This is a genomic window from Bacillus tequilensis KCTC 13622 (genome assembly GCF_000507145.1).
Classification (GTDB): domain Bacteria; phylum Bacillota; class Bacilli; order Bacillales; family Bacillaceae; genus Bacillus; species Bacillus tequilensis.
The window spans coordinates 31,742-51,965 of record NZ_AYTO01000029.1 but is presented as its reverse complement, the minus strand read 5'-3'; the positions used below and the strand labels follow the sequence as shown (position 1 = coordinate 51,965).

At 41.7% G+C, this 20,224-nt stretch carries 15 protein-coding genes; 14 read left to right on the top strand and 1 reads right to left on the bottom strand.

The window, feature by feature from the left end:
• Positions 1–4 precede the first annotated feature (4 nt).
• The 9 genes from V756_RS0108785 (at position 5) to V756_RS0108745 (ending at position 15,975) form a co-directional block, all read left to right on the top strand.
• Positions 5–1,894: a hypothetical protein gene (locus tag V756_RS0108785; protein ID WP_024714339.1), complete on the top strand. Its 1,890-nt coding sequence runs from the start codon at positions 5–7 to the stop codon at positions 1,892–1,894.
• Positions 1,895–1,974: 80 nt separating this feature from the next.
• A complete protein-coding gene (locus tag V756_RS0108780) occupies positions 1,975–5,601 on the top strand; it encodes a hypothetical protein (protein ID WP_024714338.1) in 3,627 nt (1,208 codons plus the stop codon).
• Positions 5,602–5,613: 12 nt separating this feature from the next.
• Complete coding sequence (locus V756_RS0108775; RefSeq protein ID WP_024714337.1) at positions 5,614–6,738, top strand: hypothetical protein; 1,125 nt, start codon at positions 5,614–5,616, stop codon at positions 6,736–6,738.
• Positions 6,739–6,749: 11 nt separating this feature from the next.
• Positions 6,750–7,481 carry a hypothetical protein gene (locus V756_RS0108770; RefSeq protein WP_024714336.1) on the top strand — a complete coding sequence of 244 codons (732 nt, stop codon included), beginning with the start codon at positions 6,750–6,752 and terminating at the stop codon, positions 7,479–7,481.
• A gap of 113 nt (positions 7,482–7,594) precedes the next feature.
• Positions 7,595–8,041, top strand: coding sequence for a hypothetical protein (locus tag V756_RS0108765; protein WP_024714335.1), 447 nt, complete (start codon positions 7,595–7,597; stop codon positions 8,039–8,041).
• 77 nt (positions 8,042–8,118) lie between these two features.
• Positions 8,119–8,610 (top strand): hypothetical protein, encoded by a 492-nt coding sequence (locus tag V756_RS0108760; RefSeq protein ID WP_024714334.1) that lies wholly within the window; start codon positions 8,119–8,121, stop codon positions 8,608–8,610.
• Positions 8,611–8,653: 43 nt separating this feature from the next.
• A complete protein-coding gene (locus tag V756_RS0108755; protein ID WP_370444918.1) occupies positions 8,654–9,259 on the top strand; it encodes a hypothetical protein in 606 nt (201 codons plus the stop codon).
• Complete coding sequence (locus V756_RS0108750) at positions 9,244–12,078, top strand: hypothetical protein (protein WP_024714332.1); 2,835 nt, start codon at positions 9,244–9,246, stop codon at positions 12,076–12,078. The genes V756_RS0108755 and V756_RS0108750 overlap by 16 nt, the downstream gene beginning before the upstream one ends.
• Before the next feature lie 144 nt (positions 12,079–12,222).
• A complete protein-coding gene (locus V756_RS0108745; protein ID WP_217996153.1) occupies positions 12,223–15,975 on the top strand; it encodes a DNRLRE domain-containing protein in 3,753 nt (1,250 codons plus the stop codon).
• Between the two features lie 63 nt (positions 15,976–16,038).
• On the opposite strand, the gene xerA is transcribed toward V756_RS0108745, so the two are convergent.
• Entirely contained in the window at positions 16,039–16,896 is an 858-nt protein-coding gene (xerA, locus tag V756_RS0108740; protein ID WP_024714330.1) for a site-specific tyrosine recombinase/integron integrase, read from the bottom strand.
• Between the two features lie 119 nt (positions 16,897–17,015).
• On the opposite strand from xerA, the gene V756_RS0108735 reads away from it, so the two are divergent.
• From V756_RS0108735 to hag, 5 genes are all read left to right on the top strand, one after another.
• A complete protein-coding gene (locus V756_RS0108735) occupies positions 17,016–17,369 on the top strand; it encodes a sbcc family protein (RefSeq protein ID WP_024714329.1) in 354 nt (117 codons plus the stop codon).
• A gap of 1 nt (position 17,370) precedes the next feature.
• Positions 17,371–17,682, top strand: coding sequence for a hypothetical protein (locus V756_RS0108730; protein ID WP_024714328.1), 312 nt, complete (start codon positions 17,371–17,373; stop codon positions 17,680–17,682).
• 15 nt (positions 17,683–17,697) lie between these two features.
• Positions 17,698–18,903, top strand: a complete 1,206-nt coding sequence (locus V756_RS1000000123055) for a LysM peptidoglycan-binding domain-containing protein (RefSeq protein WP_024714327.1) — start codon at positions 17,698–17,700, stop codon at positions 18,901–18,903.
• 140 nt (positions 18,904–19,043) lie between these two features.
• Positions 19,044–19,274 (top strand): carbon storage regulator, encoded by a 231-nt coding sequence (locus tag V756_RS0108720; RefSeq protein WP_024714326.1) that lies wholly within the window; start codon positions 19,044–19,046, stop codon positions 19,272–19,274.
• A complete protein-coding gene (gene hag, locus V756_RS0108715) occupies positions 19,264–20,181 on the top strand; it encodes a flagellin Hag (RefSeq protein WP_024714325.1) in 918 nt (305 codons plus the stop codon). Before V756_RS0108720 ends, hag begins: the two co-directional genes overlap by 11 nt.
• The last annotated feature ends 43 nt before the right edge of the window (positions 20,182–20,224 follow it).

Sequence of the window (20,224 nt, the reverse complement as noted above, 5' to 3'; positions counted from 1 at the left end):
AAGAATGTCGAAAATTAATGTAGATGGGTTCTTTGATATTGATCTATCGGTGCAGTTGCTTCCGACTGATTTAGAGGCGCTATTTAATGCGGGAGGGTGGAGTACCCTAGGTAAATACCGATCATTTGCCCAGTTAACTGATAAAAACGGAGTCAAGGACCCATACCGTAAAACTTTTGCTGAGACATACCTGTTTGAATCGCAGGGGAGTGATAACCAACACCGGTACTTTGGCTTTACAACGGGGTACGGAGGAAAAGTAACCCCGTTTGGAGAAGAGCCGGTTATCTCAAAAGACACGTTTCTAGGAGAGTTAAAGGACGTTACGCCAAATGGGGCAACAAAACTAAATACAGTTTTTGAAGTCAAGGTTAAACCGATAGTCCCATCAAGTGTCATCGTGTACCGAGAGGGTGGGGAGATGGTGAAACCTACCGAGACTCCGTACATTGTAGATGGGGAAAAAGGGACAATAACCTTTGAGGAAAGTCAGTCGGGCGTACTTAGAGCTACATACGCACTGACTGACAATGCTCCTGACGTTGTTAAACGATTGTGGTTTTTTACTTTTGAGGGATTTATCCCAACTAAGTTGATACTTCGATCAGAAAACCCGAATCAAGCTGAACTGTTGGACGAAGCGGAAAGAGTTTTCAGATTTAAAATCCTACCCGGTAACCAGCGAATCAGGGAAAACTCTTACAAATTTTATGAAACCGTCGATGGTACCGATCCTATCGATCCTGCTGATTATACGGTCAACCATGATGAGGGCACTGTAACATTTAATGAGGGGACAGAACCTTTAGCTTTATACGCCGATTATGAAATCGAAGCGATTAAAGATTCTAACGGTAGCTATGGTGACATAGAGGTATTGCCTTTCAACCCATCAGTACCGACGGAATTGATGGGTGCCGCTTATAATGCAGTTCGTTTTATTTATCCATCTGTACCAACAGCAGTTTCCTTCATCCCCCAGGAAGAGATGGGATTAGGGTGGGGACGTGACTCTCAAGTTTATTTTTGGGGAAATATCACAAAAGACCGTATCGTGTCTTACTTTAGATTGGACCCTGCCCCTGATCCTGAGAGCACTTACTTTGCACCGTTGTATATTGGCCGTCTCTCTACAATTGGGAAGACCCCTAGACTAAATAATGTGCTTATTGGAGGAGCGAGATCCGAAGATGAAATAGGGTACAGCTCAGGGTTGAAGATCGGGAGAAATAAAGTGGATTACGGAGTCAATACATCTAATGGAAACAGCTCAGTCATGGTGCAACGTACGGTAGGCGGGGCAATGTATCAAAAACACTATCTCGCATTTATTACACATGACGCTGACGTTGACCCAAGTAACGAATCTAGATTTAACCCATCGGTATACTCAGGTAAGTACCATATTTCACCGATGTATATTGTCCATCCAGCTGACGGGTATGTCGGAAGGTTAGATGAAGTTTACGCTATCCATCCTAAGAATATCGCTCAGCTCGATGAGTTAGAGGTTAAAGAGACATCGAACAGTGAGCACGTTGGTACAGGTGACGGATTCACTAAGGAATTTCATCTATTCCATAAACCAGTAATAGATGGTGACATTGAGATTCGTCTTGTCAGTGACACAGGATGTACAACCCTGACTCAAGCTGAATATGTAGAGTTTGATCCTAGCACCCCTCCCGAGGAAGGAAAGTTTACAGTAGACGGGTCTAATAAAAAACTAATTCTAGGGGCAGCGCCGATTGACGGCATTGAAGTCATTATGGACTATGACTACGAACAGACTTATCGGTACACCTTAGCAGATACCCCAAGAACGCCGTTTCTGTTGGCAAATATGACTCCTTATGCACCGATTGGGCTTGGGTTTTTGAAAGAAAATTTATAATAACCTCAACAGAATAAACGTTTGCTTCGACCACTAGTGTGGAGGCAAGGGATATTCTTTGGAAAGGTGGGTGGTGGACAATGAGTAAAAGCAAGCGCTATTTACTCAGTTTCACTGCCCTTTTTTATACTAAAAAGGGTTATGTACTGATGTTTAACCGCCACGAAAACATCCCCAATACTAACCAAGTACCTGTATCTTTCGAACCTTGGAATAGGTATAGCGCTTGGGTGGCGAGGGACATCAAGCTAGGTACTAAAGTGAAACGAAAGGTAAATATTGAATCCGCAGTTAGCGTTGAAACGGAAAGTGTAATTGAAGGGTCTCAGCCTGCAATACTGAAACTTGGGAACGCATACTCTATAGCAGATACCGACAGTGAAATCGAAAAGGGAGCCAAAACCTCCCACGAAGGTTCTTTATTTAAGCAGGAGGTCAGCCATCCTCTTAATGAGAAATATGCATTACTCGCAGACCAGGCAGCTGCGAAGAACATAAAACAAACTTCCTTAATGGGCCTACAGACGGAAGGTGTTAAACAAGGTAACGGTCAGATAATTGAACAGGATATACTTGACTATCTTAAATTTAACTTGGAAGCAAGATTACCGTCGGATTTGAAGGGGTTCAGTCCAATGCCCTTTTACGGCATTGATCAGTCACCTGACACTGGAGTATCAGTGTTTACTGGAGATAAGCCCCAAGAAGTAAACGATCTACTTGTGGTAAGGGTTGGTGAAGTTCAGGCAGATACAGAAAAAACTGTACTTGTCGTTGCTAGAATGGAGGCGATTACTCACCGGTTATACAGTAGTAACCTAGAGGCCAGTTACAATGCTGGGGCAAGATTTAATACCATAAAGACGGAGACTGCAAAGGGGGTTGAGAAATCTGAAATAATTGATCTGAATATGGCCGACTCAAGGGGGATTCTCTATCAATCGGAGATACAGGAGTTAAAGGGAGGGGCCAAGGCCATGCCTATAATTCCAAGTAGTGTGAGTGAAGTGGTTAATTCAAGGATTTCACCCCTATTGGCCTTTGAGGATAAAAGTTCTTTCTCCGACCTTGTTAAAGTTGCGAGATTCAATGAAACATTCACCACGCCAATAGGAATGACCTATGGTTTGGGAGAATCAGAGCAACAACAATCAAGTTTAGTGAAGCAAAGTCAGAGGCTTTACACTGAGGATTTAGATGTTAATGTAGTCAACTACACAGGTCAACCAAAAGACTTGAGTGAGTCACAAGCGACAACTCAGGTTTTGTGGAGTGAGCAAAGGTCGACAAAGTTGGAGAACTCTTCGGCTCCTATACAGCAGTCCAATAGCTCGAACATATCGAAGAGCTTTGAATATAAAAACATCTCATTGGGTAGTGGTGGGGCATTAGATAAAATCCAACCTAAAAGGGCGGGTTCAATAGAAGGCGCTTATTCGATGAGTGGAAACCATGCCAATAAAGGTGAGATTCTCACTGGAAGTAGAGGAGAAAATAAAGTAACGACCGGAGTAGTCTTAGAAGCAGAATATACAGAGCTTACGGATAATTTTCAAGATGTGGAGCTGTATACCAGAGAGGCAGGAGACTCAACAAACCCGTTTGATGTAACGATTGAATCCTCTGAGCGCATGAGTCAAAACTATTCTGGTGATGGGTCACTTGAGTCAGGGATTATAGGGGAAGCGGCAAGTAGGGAAAACGAAGTTCTTATCGACCAAGGTGAGAATTTTAATGGAGCTTTAGAAAAGGAAAGTAAAATTGAATACGGTTCGTTAGTGGAATATACGGTTGAAGAACACGCAAGTGAAGTAACCGCAGAGGAAAAGGCCTTTCCTCAAACAAGGGTGTTTGATTGGGGGACATTAGAGCTTAACTCCAGCTATGCTGCTGATAGTTATTGTGGGATAGAAATTGAGTCGGGTTTGTCATCTGTAGTAGACGAACAGTACCTCGAAAGTGAGCTGAATGGGTGGAGTACACATAATAAGAGAGAATCATCTGTCGACGTTGTTATTCAACATAGAGAAAAAAGTGAAGAATCGGAGACCATGTCGGAAGCACCTCTGTTCTCGCAAACCTCTGCGTATGCCGTTGAAGACTCTCAGGATACCTTCACCACCGATATAGAGGTGAGTTTAGTCTCGAACAATGTACTTGATACTTCGCTGTTTGAGGTAGATTCTCTCAATAACCGACTGTCCGATTTTTGGGTTGAGCTTGAGAGTCAAGATCAACTTTACTTAAAAAGATACTCAGATGAAGCACAAATAGGTAGACAACTTTTAGCGGAAACTAAGGGTGGTAGCGATGTTCTTGTTGAAAACGCCAAAAATGCAATACTGGGCTACACGGAATTTGAGGTAGCTGCTGAGTCTCAAGATATACCGTCCCCTGGAGAAAGTGTACTCATTACCGTGATTGAGGGTTCAGGGAGAGGTTCAAAACAAAGCACGACAAAGGAAACGATAGTAAGATCTTCCGTTGAAGCTGAACCATCCAAACCAGGTGGAGATGTGCAGGTGGATGGAGTCGATGTAAGTACCGTGAACCAACTAACTTTAGTTTCGAGCATGGAGAAGGATGAAACTGGAGCCCCTCATGCAAGCAGTTTAGACGTCTTCAATGAAGAGCTGGATAGCGGCTATTTAGACGAAATCGAGGAAACTTTATTAGATCCTACCCCGGAGGCTGTTTCAATACAAGACTGCACGGACATCACCTTAGACAGCTACAAAAAAGCAGAGGGTAAGAAAGGTGTTGTAGACCTCTACAATCAATACCACTTAACGTTATCCAAGTTAGAGGGGACAGAAGACTTCACCCTTGACTTTGGCACTCTAGGTCAGACTAAAAAGGATTTAGATTTTGTGATAATGAATCCTAATCACGGTAAAACTGAATCCACATCTGACATTACATTAGAATTAGAAGACAGATGGACACGAGGGAGTGAAAAAGTAGACCTTGTAGTCGAAGGGACTGATAGATCGGGTACAACAAAAGACGAGGAAATTGAAGTGGTAGACTTTAGTTTATCAGTTTCAAAGAAAGAGTCAGAAGTAACTCTAGTCGTACAAGATAACGCTAACCCTAGTATGGAATTAGACTCGTTTGTTGAAGAACATTCTCTGTTTACATCGTCTGAGACATTTGATGATGGTGTATTAAATAAAGATGAGATCGTCGAAAAAGGTAGCCGCCGGTTAATAAGTATTACAGAAGAGGAAGAGTCTGAGAAAAACTCTGAACGAATCTTAGAGCTTTACGAAGATGACGAAGCGGATAAGAGTAGGTCGTCTATAATGTCTATGGATACGGAGAGCACAGCAAATAGTTCTTCATCATACCGTATTACAATTGAGGATGAAGAAAACAGTAAACGAGAATCCGCAGGGGAAATCCATATAAATGTTGACGAAGTAACAGACAAAGCCAAATCATTCTTAATTTCTGTCTCTGGTGAGGATGAAGGTCAAAAAGACCGTCTAGCTATCCTAGAGTTAACTAGAGAAACTTTCTCAGAAAAACCAAATAGGGAGTATTCAGTAGAAGAAATTGATGATGATTTAGGTATTGGGTTATTACCTCCTGAACCGCCTTGGAAAGATCCTGGAACTGACTTGAATAAAAAAGGTAAGGTTTGGCTGCTAATGGGTAAGAACTACCCAGCGTGGAATAATTGGGACAACAAGAAAACTAGATAGGAGGAATTTGAATTGAGTATCCATAGAGTACAGAGTGGGCTTATTTTCGACGACAATTTTGAAACACTTGACACACGTTGGATTGTGTCCCCCTCTGACTCCTATGATTACAGTGAAGTGGATAAACGGTTAACTCTAAACCACAACCCTACCGACAGAAGTACCAATGCTTTATTCTCTTTACCTCAAAACGAGTCTGAACTTCTAATCCAGGTCCATGCGAACTATAATCCTCAATATTTGGGAGATGAGGGAGGATTAGTCATTTGGAAAAATGCTCTTGAAAAAGTGGAGTTCTTAGAGAGTGAGGATAGCGTCCAGTCGGGAGCCTACAACATTTGGCGTGCCGTAAAGAGGCAGAACCTCTGGACGTTTTTCGCAGAGAAGAATAAAGCATGGGAACTCTTCGACTCGACAATTTGTATTGACCCATCTATGGCAGGGGTAGTGTTGAAAGGCACCCCAAGAACTGGATATACTCCCCTCTCCATTGATAGGGTCATTTTATGTAGGGGTACTCACATTAGCATAGGAAACGTTAGTAGTATGTGTAAGGTGGAGTTGCTTGACGCTGATTCAATGAGTCCAGTAAGTAAGCAGATTGTTCCGCAGGGGTATTCAGGAATAGATATTGAATTGCCTAGCGTACCCTTTAAAGGGAAAATCAACATCTATGACAAAGACGGAAACGGAAATTATGTATTGGTTGACGAACAGGCAGAAGTAGCGGAAATGTACGGGGGAGACGTATTCCTTAGAGGTACAGACCTAAAAGTTTCTTGGAAGGGACATGACCTAAGTGAGATTAACCCGACTAACATAGGCCCGCTTAAAAACGAAATTAATGAGCAAAAGATGACGATCATTAATGATACCACTGGAAATATTGCAGAAAATGTACGGATAAGTATAGCAGCTTATGGAGAAGAGTTTGGTTGGGAGTGGTGTGACCTTGCACCGGATAACTCCGGTACTCCGGGGACTTATGAGGACTCTTCTCTTACAGTAGGTACACTAGCGGCCGGAGAATCAAAAGATTTTTGGGTGAGAGTAGCTAAATCAACGGCAGCGGTCGATGAGGATATAAAACAGAGTATGCGCCCGACGCACTTCTTCTTAGAAATCAATAACGATTAGGGGGAGAGGATATGGGTACCAAAATGACATTACACAGGTACAGCCCTGTAACGAAAGACTGGGAGGAAACACTTCTATTTGTGGATCAGAATTTCCTTGATACTTACGGAAAAGTTAATCCCACCATACCTACAGGGCACACTTATGAGATAAATAAGGGACTTCTAAAAGTGTACCTAAACGGGAGACGGTTAAATGAAGGTATTTCCTACAATGAAGTTGATGATCAACATATCCGGTTATTGCTAGATGTTGATGAAAGTGGGAACCCGCTCAACCTCAAAATAGGCGATCAGATATATATAGAGGTGTATAAAAACCAATATTGTAGCAGAGGACAGGCAACAGTCAGCGGCACCGAATTCTACGAGTTAAAGAAGGAAATAACAGACGCTCGTAGATTTAAGGATGGAGATGAACCGTCTAGAACTCTTGATGAACGGTTAGATGAGATACAGAGACAACTAGAGGTCGTGTACGGAGGAACTGCCGAGGTAGACATAGCCTATGAGCACAATTCAAGAGATCAGATCACACGTGAAATAATTACCGGTGACTACTCCCTTGTCCGGGAATTTACTTACTACGAAGATGAAGACCCACACATAAAAGGTGAGATGAAGACCGAAACCATATACTACACCGATAGCTCAGGAAGCCTTCTAAACAAGGTAACTAAAGGATATTCATATGATCCAGCCACAAGGAGGTTATTACGTACATCGGTCAGAGTAGACACTTAGAAACGAAATAAAGTAATTTAAGCCCTCCTTCTTAGGAGGGTTTTCTGTTAAGGGTTAATGTTGTCAGTTTCGTTCTTATAATGTGCATAACCCATCCGAAAGGGGATGAACTAATGGATTACATGGGGTATAACAGGGCACAACTCAACTCAAGAAGAATCAGCAAAGTATCAAAAAAAGTAATGGTTTTTATTATCCCTTCCCTTGTGAAAGCGGGACCTGTTCAGACAGAAGTCCGTTTTCCTTATAGGGGGAAGCTAGTAAACTCCTACGCCTCGTGTGGAACCTCAGGAGCTACGACTACCACAATCGATATCGAGAAATGTGATCAAGTGGCTTATGATACCGTCCCTAGATGGGAGAGTGTATTTCAAAACAAGATCACTATTGACGCTAAAAACAAATCAAATAGGACTTCTACAGAACCTTACTCTTTTAAACCCTCTCTCGAAACTGTGAATGAAGATGACCATTTTAGGGTTAATGTCATTGAAGCGGGAGAAGGTGTAAGGGATATAACGGTTGAGTTAGTTGTTGAATTAGACGTGGAGGAAGAATAGCGATCCGCAACTATAGAGGTGTGTGCAGCGATCATTAGGCTGTAGACACTATATTTTAATTTAGGAGGTAATTATTTATGGCAGCACCGCAGGTCAATTGGCGAAAACAAGATAACTCAGGAGCAGTAAGTTCTTGGAATATTGGAACGATAGACGCAGGAACACCCTCATCAGATTTTGGAGTTTTAATCTGGAACAACTTTGGCGGCACGACAGACCTCTCTACGATGACTAATTGTACTATTACTACCAAGGATAGTGCTGGAGGTAATACAGGAGAACTTGTAACTAACCAGTGGGTTCAGGTAACTGTAGTTTCTGCGGGAGAGACAGGCCGTACAAACATTGGTGGCCTTACAACACACCCAATCCAAGCAAGCGGAAATACCACAAACGAAGACGGGACATTTTCCCCAAATGCTAACGAGATTTTGGGAGTGAAAAATAATGGAAACAAGGAAAGTGCGAAAGGTAACTATGCAGAGGTTATTTTACGTGCAGATGTTCCGGGTAACGCAACAGCAGGAAACGTAGCCTTCTTAACACGTGTGGCTTACCAGTACGTTTAAGATCAGACTTCAATGCAATGAGGTAAGGGGAGATAAAATGTTTATGCAGAGTGAACTATATTCAAAATCTCCAGTGGCACAGGACTTTATTTGGATGGCTGAGTACCCTGACGGTACTCACCTATCTGAATTTGACTTCGCTACTAAGGAAGAAAATAGTTTTTATGAGATCGACAGAGACAGGCTCTTTCGCTTTGGACTCGTAGGGCATGGTCAGAAAATCTACTTTGAACGAGATGGGGTTCTAAATGTAGCTGGTCGTCGTATTCACGTGTCTTATGAAGTGAACGGCAAAAGGCTGCCCTTGAACGGAGATTTTAAATACGATATTGACGATATCATAACTTATAAGGACGCTCAGGCGTCGGGGCTAACTTCGGGTTTTAAAGGACAAGGTACTTTTTCTAACCGTATTCTACAGTACAATGTAGGTTTTAAGACCAACTTAAATATTGACGGTGTCTCCTTCCATTTTAAAGCTATTGTACACCTGCCTTTAAATGAGCCAGCCTACATTACTTTTTGGCTTGTAGCTGACAAGGAGATGGACGGTAAATTTATTATCGTCAGCAATGGCAGGGAACTTCTAGAGACACAGGCACCTTTAAAACCAAATGTCGGGGGTGAACTTAAATGGGTAGTTCAGTAAAACTAACTAAAGAAGAATTACTTAATATTATTTACGGTGTTAACTACAACTTGAACGGAAGTATCGTCAAAGACTCTGAAAAAATCCGCAACTATACTATAGAAGTAATTGATGGTAAAACTCACCTAAAGACATACAACTACCCTATACAGATATTAGTGGACGGTAATTGGGAAAACATATCCGAAGTAGTCCATCAGGAAGACCTAGGATTGCTTTATGATGTATTCCAGGAAACCCACATGGTCAGTGAGATTATCCTCGATACTGATGACCCATCCCCAATATCGGTACGTAGTAGGGAGCGTGTAACCAGCCTCTCAGACCAGCTGGCGGAAGCGGGAATCCATTACCCTCGTGAATTTACTTGGGTAGATGGGGCGTCAAGCACCAGCGGAGTCATCATCCTTTCGAAAGATGACTATGACAAAGTCTTTATTGCTACGGACCCCGATAAGAACGGTAACCCTGAAATATTGTTCGTTGAGCCTAAAACACAAAATGACCAAGAACGGCCATTTTATTTGAAGTCGGAAGGTAAGACTTATATCTATGTGGATCACTTCTCCGGCGGTGGCGGGACACAGAGCAGCCCATACACCATTTCAACAGAAAGTGATCTTTCTCTACTGAGCACCTACCCGACTGCGTATTTTATTCAAGATCGAGATATAATAATGACCGCTCACCAAACAGGTTCAGGATTTAGCCCAGTGCAGAATTTTTCAGGATACTTCGATGGCCGAGGTTTTGAAATTAAAGATCTATACATTAATTCGTCAGGGGATAACGTTGGTTTGTTTGGTAACCAAACGGGTGGAGTGATTAAAAGAGTTAAACTAACCAATGTAAACGTCAACGCTAGTGGGAATTATGTGGGTGCATTAGCAGGACGGTGTGACGGAGATGTGTATGACTGTGCAGTTATCTCAGGTACGGTTGAGAATAAAGGCAAAAACGGAATGTATACTGGAGGCTTAGTTGGTTACAAGAATTCAGGGAATATTTACAGATCCTACTCACATGCCCAAGTAAAATCTGACGGAGATAGCCTAGGTGGGTTTATCGGCAGGTTGGAGAATGGAAATATTTATAAGTCTTTTTCGACCGGTAAAGTTGTTGACACGACTATAGCTCAGAATTTATCAAATAAAGGTGGATTTGCAGGGTCATATAAAGCAGGGGTTCTCGGGGACGACAACTTCTACGATACAGACAAGTCAGGATTTACAACCTCAGCTGGTGCGGCTCAGGGTAGAAAAACTTCTGATTTGAAAAGAAAGGATACATTTGAAGGGAAAGGTTTTGATTTTTGGAATGAATGGCACCTTGGTGACTATAAGGTAAATGGCGGATACCCGGAAAACAGACGATTTATTAGATATTCAAAAGGTAAGGGTACGAAAGAAGAACCATTCCTTATCCAAAATTCGTTTGACCTGGAGCAGGTAAGGCATTACTTGTATGCTAACTTCCGATTAGAGACAGACCTGGTGCTTGAGTATCCTGCTGTTGGGAAAGGGTGGCTCCCTATAGGTCACGAAGGCAAAGAGATTGGATGGGCAAATCAAGCCTTCTACGGTACTTTTGACGGTAATGGGAGGTCTATCGGAAATCTCTATATTAACAGGCCTGATGAGAGTTACTGTGGTTTGTTTAGGTACGTCAATCAAGGGATTATAAAAAACCTAGAGCTGGTGGATGTGACTATTACTGCTGGAGGACCATCGGGTGCAGTGGTTGGATCTCTCTCTTCATCTCAAACCGGAAACGGGAGAATTGAAAATTGTAAGGTCACTAAATTCCAAAACTTTAAGTTAGACTTTAAAGGTATCGGTGGCGGATTAGTAGGTAGTTTGGAGACATATGCAGAAGTAAGGGATTGTACATTTAATGGACCCTTGACTATGAACGCTGATTATGCCGGAGGCATTGTAGGTCAGATGGACAGCTATGCCAAGATATACAGAAGTTCCGCAAGGGGGCAGTGGGTTCAATATGGCGGCGTTTTTGGAGGAATTGTAGGTAGATATGTGAACTATGCTACGGGTACCGTTATCGAAGATGTCATATCAGCAGCGGACATGGCAACGCAATGTTCTAAAAGCGGAGGGGTGTTCGGCTATTCCTATACCTATGTTACTGACTCCACATTTACGTTTAGGCGTGTAATAGTTCTTGCTAAAACTGTAGCAGGTAATGCGATGTATTACGCTGCCAATGCCAGCTACACTTACAAATATAAAGTGACTAGAGAGCAGTTATATTACGATCAACAACGGTCCAGTGGCGGCATGTTGAAAGAATTTGAGATGACCCCTAAATACACAGCTGAGATCAGGCACCCTGGGACATACCAGTCAACTGACTGGGACTTTAGGGATACTTACTTCTTCGATGAAAACTACGGAGGGGACCCGAATCTATTAGAATTCAAGGAACCCGAATTACCTATACTGGGATTTCGAAATCAAATCGGTAAGTATTATACCGACGAGAAAGGAAATGTATTGCGTTATCTAGATTATGGTACGTTGGTGGCCGGTGAAACATCACGTTCTTTCCCTGTATGGTTGCAGAATAATGCGGATTTTCCAGTCGTCCAGCTAAAGACTTGGGTTAATAGCGAGTCTGTAAAAGACGGTATTACTGTTGAGCTTAGCCTAACAGATAACCCCTTTGTCCCAACGAACGATATCGTTTTCAGCGGGACGGTACCTATTGGAGATTCTAAAAAGTTCTTTGTTCGCTTTAGCTCGAATGTGACTGTACAAGAAGGCGGGACTTTCGATTTGAAGGCAAAGGCTAGTCCTGCTTAACGAGAAAGTCGTCTCAATACAATGGGATTGGACGTGATATAGATGTATCCTTTGAATGGGTTAATACTACATTTACATGCTGCTTTAGCGGACAACGGTAAGAGTCAGGGTTTGAATAGCCGTCCTACAGAGACATGGTTTGACTTGACGTATAAAAATCATAGCGCTACTTTAACAAATTTTGATTTTTCTACGGACAGGGGTTGGGTCGGAGAGAATATAAATGGAGACCCTTACTCCCTTAGTCTAAATGGTTCGTCTAACTACACGACTGTTGATAGATTTGAAGAGCTAATACCGAGAAATGAAGGATTTACCCTGGAGGCTTGGATTAGACCGTCCAACACAGGGTATATCCTTTCTTTTGGTAAAGAAGATGAACAAGGGTTCTCCCTGTACTACGATCAAAATTCCAATGAGTTTAGGGCACAGATTACAACGGAGTCGCAAAACTGTCGCTTTACTTTTAATGGGGTGGCGGTTAAAAAATGGACGCACATCGCATTAGTATTTGACGGTGAGAGGCTTTGGGGATTAAGAAATGCAGCTCCCGAGGGGTTCAGTTTACCTGAGGCAGGCGACTATAAGGCTGACTCTTGTGACCTTGCGGTTGGAAAATATTGTGCCGGAAACCAATCGTATTTCGAAGGACAGATATCCGTCCTGCGTTTATACAACAGACCCCTAACGTTCGACGAGATATCCGATAGCTATGACCAAGGAATGCTAAGTGGTGGACAGGAAAGTGAAATAAGAGGCAGGGGTTTAATCCTTTACAGGGATGAACTGCAAAGTACACTCCGAATAGGTATAACTGGTTACCTGGAAAGTAAATATAGAATAATAAAAAAAGAGTTTGACGATTTATCTTCAACTGCAAACGTTAAGGAATGTAGGGATGTAAAAGGAACAGTAGTTGTAAATCCCATTGTCTCTATGCGGGGCAAATACGGGATTGAAATTTCTACAGAGGATAATCTACAAAGCTCCCTAAGGGTAACTAATCACAATAACCTGCTTTCGAGTATATCCGTCACATCGATTGCAACGTTTAAGTCAAGGTACGGGGTTAACCCGCTACATGTTGAGGATTTAGAGTCTACCTTGAAAGTTGTTTCGCCTAACCTGCTTTCGAACATTACAGTAAGCTTGCAAGAAATAAGGATGTCTGCTAGGTACGCTTCTCAGCAGGTAGGCGGATCAGATTTGGGTGGGGAAGTCTTAGTTAAGACCGGAGCAGACTTGCCATCGGTAGTCGGTGTAAATCTAATAACGAATAGGCATATGGAAATAAAGTACGCTATTGACGGCATAGCCAAAGACGACATGCTGTCAGACATTACAGTTTATTCCACTAAGGATATGCTGAGTGTTGTTAAGGTTAATACAAGAACTTTAGTCACAGCGACTTATCAGATTCAAGGCATACACTTAGATGACTTAAAGGGAGACATCACTGTACCAGCCAAAAGTGATATTCTCTCAACGATCTCAATACCGACCCAGTCATCGATGGGTGCTAAATACGAGTTAACCCCTACTTACTTAAATGAACTCCCAACATACCTAGGTATCAAGGAGTTTAGTGAGCTTCCTTCTGAAATTTTTATAAACCTAAAAACACATTTACAGGCCGAGTACGATATAACCCCTATCTATTTTGGTTGGCTAACTTCTCAGCTTAGCATTAAGGAAGTTTCTGATCTAAAATCTATGATCAGATTGACGCCAAAAGGCGGTATGGTGGCTAGGTACGACTTGAGAGAACGACCAAAAGTTATAAAGACTCTTTATTCTGTGAGAGACGCTTTTGTACGATCGTATCTCCCTAAGATTAATTACGGTACCGAAACGCAAATGTATGTAGGAAAGGTCCAATCACCTTTTCCTGAGACGTTTAGGTCTCTTGTTGGATTCGATATTAATGAAGTGCCACAGGATAACACAGAGATCGGTAAAGCAATCCTCCGTATCTACAATGACGGGAGAGGCGTAAGTCAAGCAGTTCAGATAAATGAATTAATGGACCAGTGGAATGAGCTTAGTGTAACCTGGGATTCTCAACCTAGGGTCGCTAAAGAAGGGTTCTCTACGACTTATGTGCTCGACAATACGACCGGAAAGTACACAGAAATTGATGTAACTCCTCTTGTCAAGGATTGGCATAGCGGCAAAAAAGCGAATTTCGGTTTTATGCTAAAGGCAGTTAATGAGCTAGGAAGCCTCATGAAAGGCTTCTATACTAGAGAAAACACCGAAAGACGGCCTGAATTGCTAGTCGAATATTATGACATGGTTGTATACACAATCGACGATAGCCACCTATTATCCGAATTGAGCATTAGGAATTCAACAGAAAAGGATTTAAAATCTCAAGTAAAGGTCAAGCAGTACAACTTTTGGGAAGATGTCCCGGGAGACATGTATGTCAAGGCTCCAGGAGACATAACTTCACGAATTGTAGTAAGCCGTCCTCAATTAAGTGGATCTGTAACACCCCGATTCGGTGGGCATTACGATTTTAAAGATGGGTATATTTCAATTAGACAAAAGAGTTCGACGGATCTATCGAGCTTTATTGCAGCCAATGAGAAGGATAAACTAGGTGAAGTCTATGTCCTGTACAGAAATGATCTAAAAGGTAGTCTACAGGTCAGGGTGTGGGGAGACTCGGATCAGGACGGAGGGCAGCTAGTTTCAAATCTCAGTATATCTGAGACGAACAAAGATTCAAGTATTTATGTATTGAATAGGGAAGATTTCGATTCACAGTTATCGGTACGGGTAACATCTAACGGAGAAAACACTAGAGATAACCTAACTGCTGGTTTTAGGGTAACAAGAAATTTTGAACTCTATGGGACACTGGAGATAAAAGAGAGTGCTCAGTTTATTTGTTCAATCGTAGTACGGGCAGAAGGTAAAGGGGATCAACAATCTTCCGTTTATGTCCGTTATAGAAATGATCTTCCTGGGAAAGGTAACATAGGAAACCCTAACTTAAAATCGTATATTAAAGTATACGAAAAATCTTTACTAGGCGGGCAAGTTGTCGTTCGAAGAAGCCTCTCTAACGACTTGGTTTCTGCAATACATGTTCCACAGGGAGACCGAGAAGAGCTACCCTCAACTGTAAATCTACGAATGAGTGCTGATAAGTATTCTACGGTTACTATTCTCTCAGGTAACCTTCAATCTTCGTTGACTGTTCCCAACAATGGGCTTAAAAACTTAGTCGGATCGCTGTCGGTGCGGGTGAGACGTGTATCTGATTTTATGTCTTATCTAGGGATAGCTTCCGGTAACCTAGGATCTAGTGTCGGCGTCCGTGTCAATATGGGTCACGAGTTACCTAGTAACATTATTGTTCGGTTAGCTCAGGACTCTAACCTGTCGATCGATGGGTTTATTAGATATACAGATAGTCTACCTTCAACTGTGTCTGTGAATAAATCTAGGTATCAAGATAAATTAGGCTTAATTGATATCAGAAAATCAGATTCTTGTGATGTAGCGGCTTCCGCAGAAATCAGAGCATGGAATGACCCTTGGATCGATGGAGGCCAATTAAGTGCTTCAATTTCAGTTCGTAATTGGGGTACTGGTGACTTACCATCCCATGTGTCTGTTCGATTCTTTGAATCTCTTGATATCTATGGCTCCCTTACAATAAACCAAGTAAGTGAATTAACCGGATCAGTAGAAATTCAGTCATTTGGCGAAGGGGATCTTGTTAGTACAATTAATATATATGAATACTCTGAATTAACCGGCGTAATCAGAATCAGGGTTAGTAACAATTCTGATCTTAAAGCGATAGCTGTGATAAAAATATCTAACGATTTAAGCTCCGGTATCGAAGTAATAACAGCTTACCCTTACGCCTATATTATGTAAATGGAAATAGCCTTACCCTTCGTGGGTAAGGCTATTTTTTAGTTCGATTAAACTATAATGCTATCAGGCAAGAGGGTGGAATTTTTTATAATTATTTGATTTGTTTCCTCTTGTAACCTTGGCATAAATCTTAGTTGTTGAGATGTCCTCATGCCCTAAAAACTCTTGGACAATGGCCATGTCACATCCATTATCCAACAAGTGTGTGGCAAAACTGTGCCGGAAGACGTGAGGGCTGACGAGGTTTCTATCTATACCGGCTTTATCAGCAATATTTTTTATATTGAGGAATATCGCTTCCCTTGTTACATGTCTTGATTTATCGAACCTATGCGGGAATAAAAATCCTGAGGTTATCCCTAGATCTTTGATATATTGCCGTATAAGTTGAATACAGCTTTCGTGTATTGGGTTATGCCTTTCTTTATTTCCTTTACCCCTCAGACGGATATAATTACCTTCAAAATCTATGTCTTCGACACGTAAGGCAGCAACCTCAGCGACACGGCCACCCAATCCATACAAAAGCTCTACGTAAAGGCGGCTTCTTACTCCTTCTCTGCTGGCAGTTTCCAAAAGACGTAACACATCCTCTTTTGAGAGAAATTTAGGCAACGATTTTTCACGAGAACCTACCTTTATCCCATCAGTGGGGGTAGCTTGTATGACTCCTTCTACCTCCTTGAGGTACTTATAAAAGGATTTAAGTGAGTAAAGTGCCCGGTTAATGGAGTTGCGCTTTAAACCATTTTTGGAGAGGTGTGAGATAAAGGTTCGTACATGGTCCGGGGTGACATCTATCAGATCGACATCTATGTAGTCGGTAAATTTGCCAAGGTCCCTCATATAGTTGGAGATTGTGTTATCAGATAAGTCTTTTTCTACTCTCATATGTGTTTCAAATCTATTAGCGTAATTCAAGGAATCATCCCTTTCGACTTAACATAACACAATTATACAAGAGATTATGTTAAGTGTCAAGTGTTGGTAGGATCGGCGCACGACTCTATATTTAGTGGTAAAGGTAGGTGACGGTTGAGATGAAAGACAGCTTTATTTCCGCTATTGCTTCTGTTCTAGGGATGTTTGTCACAGGGGGGTTCGGTTACCTGGTAGCCCGTAACTCTAGCAAGAAGGATTTGACTATCAATGATCGTCAGTTACTTTCTGAGGACGAAAAGCAGTTTAGAACTGAATTAAAAGAGATGATGTTAGCCTACCAAAATCAAGTTAAAGGGCTAACATCAGAGGTGGAACGTTTAACAAAATCTAATCTCTCTTTAGAGACTCAAGTACAGCAACTAACGACTCGGAACGAAGCGTTGGAGAGACAAGTACACTCCTTAACTATGGTTAACAACCAACTAAGGGAAGAACTGCAAAGGAGGGGATAGTTTGAAGAAGGTTAAAAAAGGTAGCTACTGGAAAGATGGGTTGTCAGTAGACGAGACAAGATTTTCAGTATTGGTTGTGATGGCGTTAGCCGGATTCGGTTACGCCCTCTATTCACATTTCAATAACGGAGATATTACAGCTAATTTACTAGACTTAGTCAAAGTCTTGATTTTTAGTATTGTCGGTATGAATGTGGCGAACTTTGTCGCAGAACCTTTCCGCAGTAAACGAGAAGAGGGCAAGACTCCAACTTATAATGTGACTGCGGATCAAGATGGGGATAATTTTGATCCTGAAAACAACAAAAAGTAGAAGGGGTTATGCCGTATGAGTTTTAAGATGAAATACGATATTATTTCAGATTTATTGCCTACAGGCACTAAAAGACGTCCTGGAGGAAAGATAAACGTAAGATTCCTTGTAGCCCACGACACTGGAAACCCAGGATCTACAGCGAAAGGTAATATTAACTATTATCGAAACTCACCAACCATTGCAGCAAGTGCCCAAATTTTTGTCGATGACGAGTGTATCAGAGAGTGCATTCCAGCGGTACTTGGAACGCCTGAACGAGCATACCATGTTATCTACAATGTAACAACAGATAATAGAATGTTTGGTGCGGACGCAAATGACGCAGCGATCGGAGTTGAGTTATGTTGGGGAGGGAACATCGATGGAGCAAAATCTTATGCTCGATATGTTTGGATTTTAGCTTATCTTTGCTATAAGTTCGGCTTAGACCCTAAACGTGATATTGTGGGTCACGAAACTTTAGACCCTAAGCGTAAAATTGATCCATCTAACGGTCTGAAACATATCGGTAAAACTTACAACCAGCTGATAACTGATGTGGCCGCCGAATACAAAGAGTGTTCCGGTAAATCAGCAAAACCACAAACAGCGTCTGTAAAAAGTGGGAAGACACATAAGGTGGTTTCAGGAGATACTCTGTATAAAATTGCAAATGAGTATGGAACTACAGTGGCAAAACTAAAAGCATTAAATCCTGAGATCGATGTTCTTGCTCTTCAAATTGGAAGCACATTACTTATCCAGGAGGAAAGTAAAACCACAGATAGTGGTAAGAGTCCAATCTATGGGACAATCTCTAAGAATAGTCCAACACTTTCACACTTAGCAGTCGACTACAAAACCACAGTAGCAAACATTGAAAAGTTAAACCCAGGAATTAATCCACTTAAATTGCAGGTTGGTCAAAAAGTCCTTGTTGGGTATAAGAGTGCAAGTACACCATCTTCCAATACTGCAAAGAAAACATCAATGAAAAAGGTAGACGCTCGGCTAGCTGAGTACCTTAAACATAAGCCTGTCAGACCATACCCAGGCTCTCCTGTAAAAAGAGGGGCACACGGCAAAGACGTTGAAGCGATTCAAAGAGCATTGAAGATTAGTGTAGACGGTGACTTCGGTGCAGCGACAGAAAAGGCTGTAAAGAACTACCAATCTAAATTCCCTTTCTTGGGAGTAGACGGTATTGTTGGATACAATACATGGAATGTGATGTTTTAAAGTGGGACATTAAACCGCCTTTACGGGCGGTTTTTATTTGTTGAAAAATTTTTTAAAGAAAATCTATAAACATTTAATACCCATCGTCGATATATTAATTGTCAGGGATGAATGACAAGCTCAAGGAGGAGAAAAATAGCATGGCACTTGTAATATCTAGACAATACGAAGAATCTTTCATTATAACAGATTCAATAGGGAATGAGATTAAGATTACGGTCCTCAAGATCAAAGATAGAAAAAATCAAGTGAGAATTGCTATAGACGCTCCAAAAGAGTTTCGAATTCATCGGACGGAAATCTCGCCAGATAAGGATATCGAAGAGGTTTCCAAAAAACATTACACGGAGGTAACAAAAAATGAGAATTAACCACAATATCGCAGCACTTAACACATTAAACCGTTTAGGCGCAAACAACGGTGCGGCACAAAAGAACATGGAGAAACTTTCTTCTGGTCTTCGTATCAACCGTGCGGGAGATGACGCGGCTGGTCTTGCGATCTCTGAAAAAATGAGAGGACAAATCAGAGGTCTTGATATGGCTTCTAAAAACTCTCAAGACGGAATCTCACTTATCCAAACAGCTGAGGGTGCATTAACTGAAACTCACTCTATTCTTCAACGTGTTCGTGAACTAGTTGTTCAAGCTGGAAACACAGGTACACAAGATGGTACAGATCTTGGAGCGATCCAAGATGAGATCAAATCTCTAGTTGAAGAAATCGGTGGCGGAGCAAACGCTAACGGTATCTCCGACCGTACTGAATTTAACGGTAAAAAACTTCTTAATGGCGATTTCTCGCAAGCTGGCGGTAAATCATTAACATTCCAAATCGGAGCTAACAGCAGTCAACAGCTTTCTGTCAACATTGAAAGCATGGCAGCTACAGCAATTGGTGCTTTAGATACAGACGGTACGACACTTCTTACTGGACAAGCAGTATCTGACATCGACGTAACAAAATTCAAAGATAATGCGGCTGACACTGCTACTGTAGGATTCAATGCTCAACTTAAAACAGTTGATGACGCAATCAATACTGTTTCTAAACAACGTTCAAAATTAGGTGCGGTACAAAACCGTCTTGAGCACACAATCAACAACTTGAGCGCTTCTGGTGAAAACCTGACAGCTGCTGAGTCTCGTATCCGTGACGTTGACATGGCGAAAGAAATGAGTGAGTTCACAAAGAACAACATTCTTTCTCAAGCTTCTCAAGCTATGCTTGCTCAAGCAAACCAACAACCACAAAACGTACTTCAATTGTTACGTTAATAGCTATAATAAAAAAGACTACCGACATGGTAGTCTTTTTTGT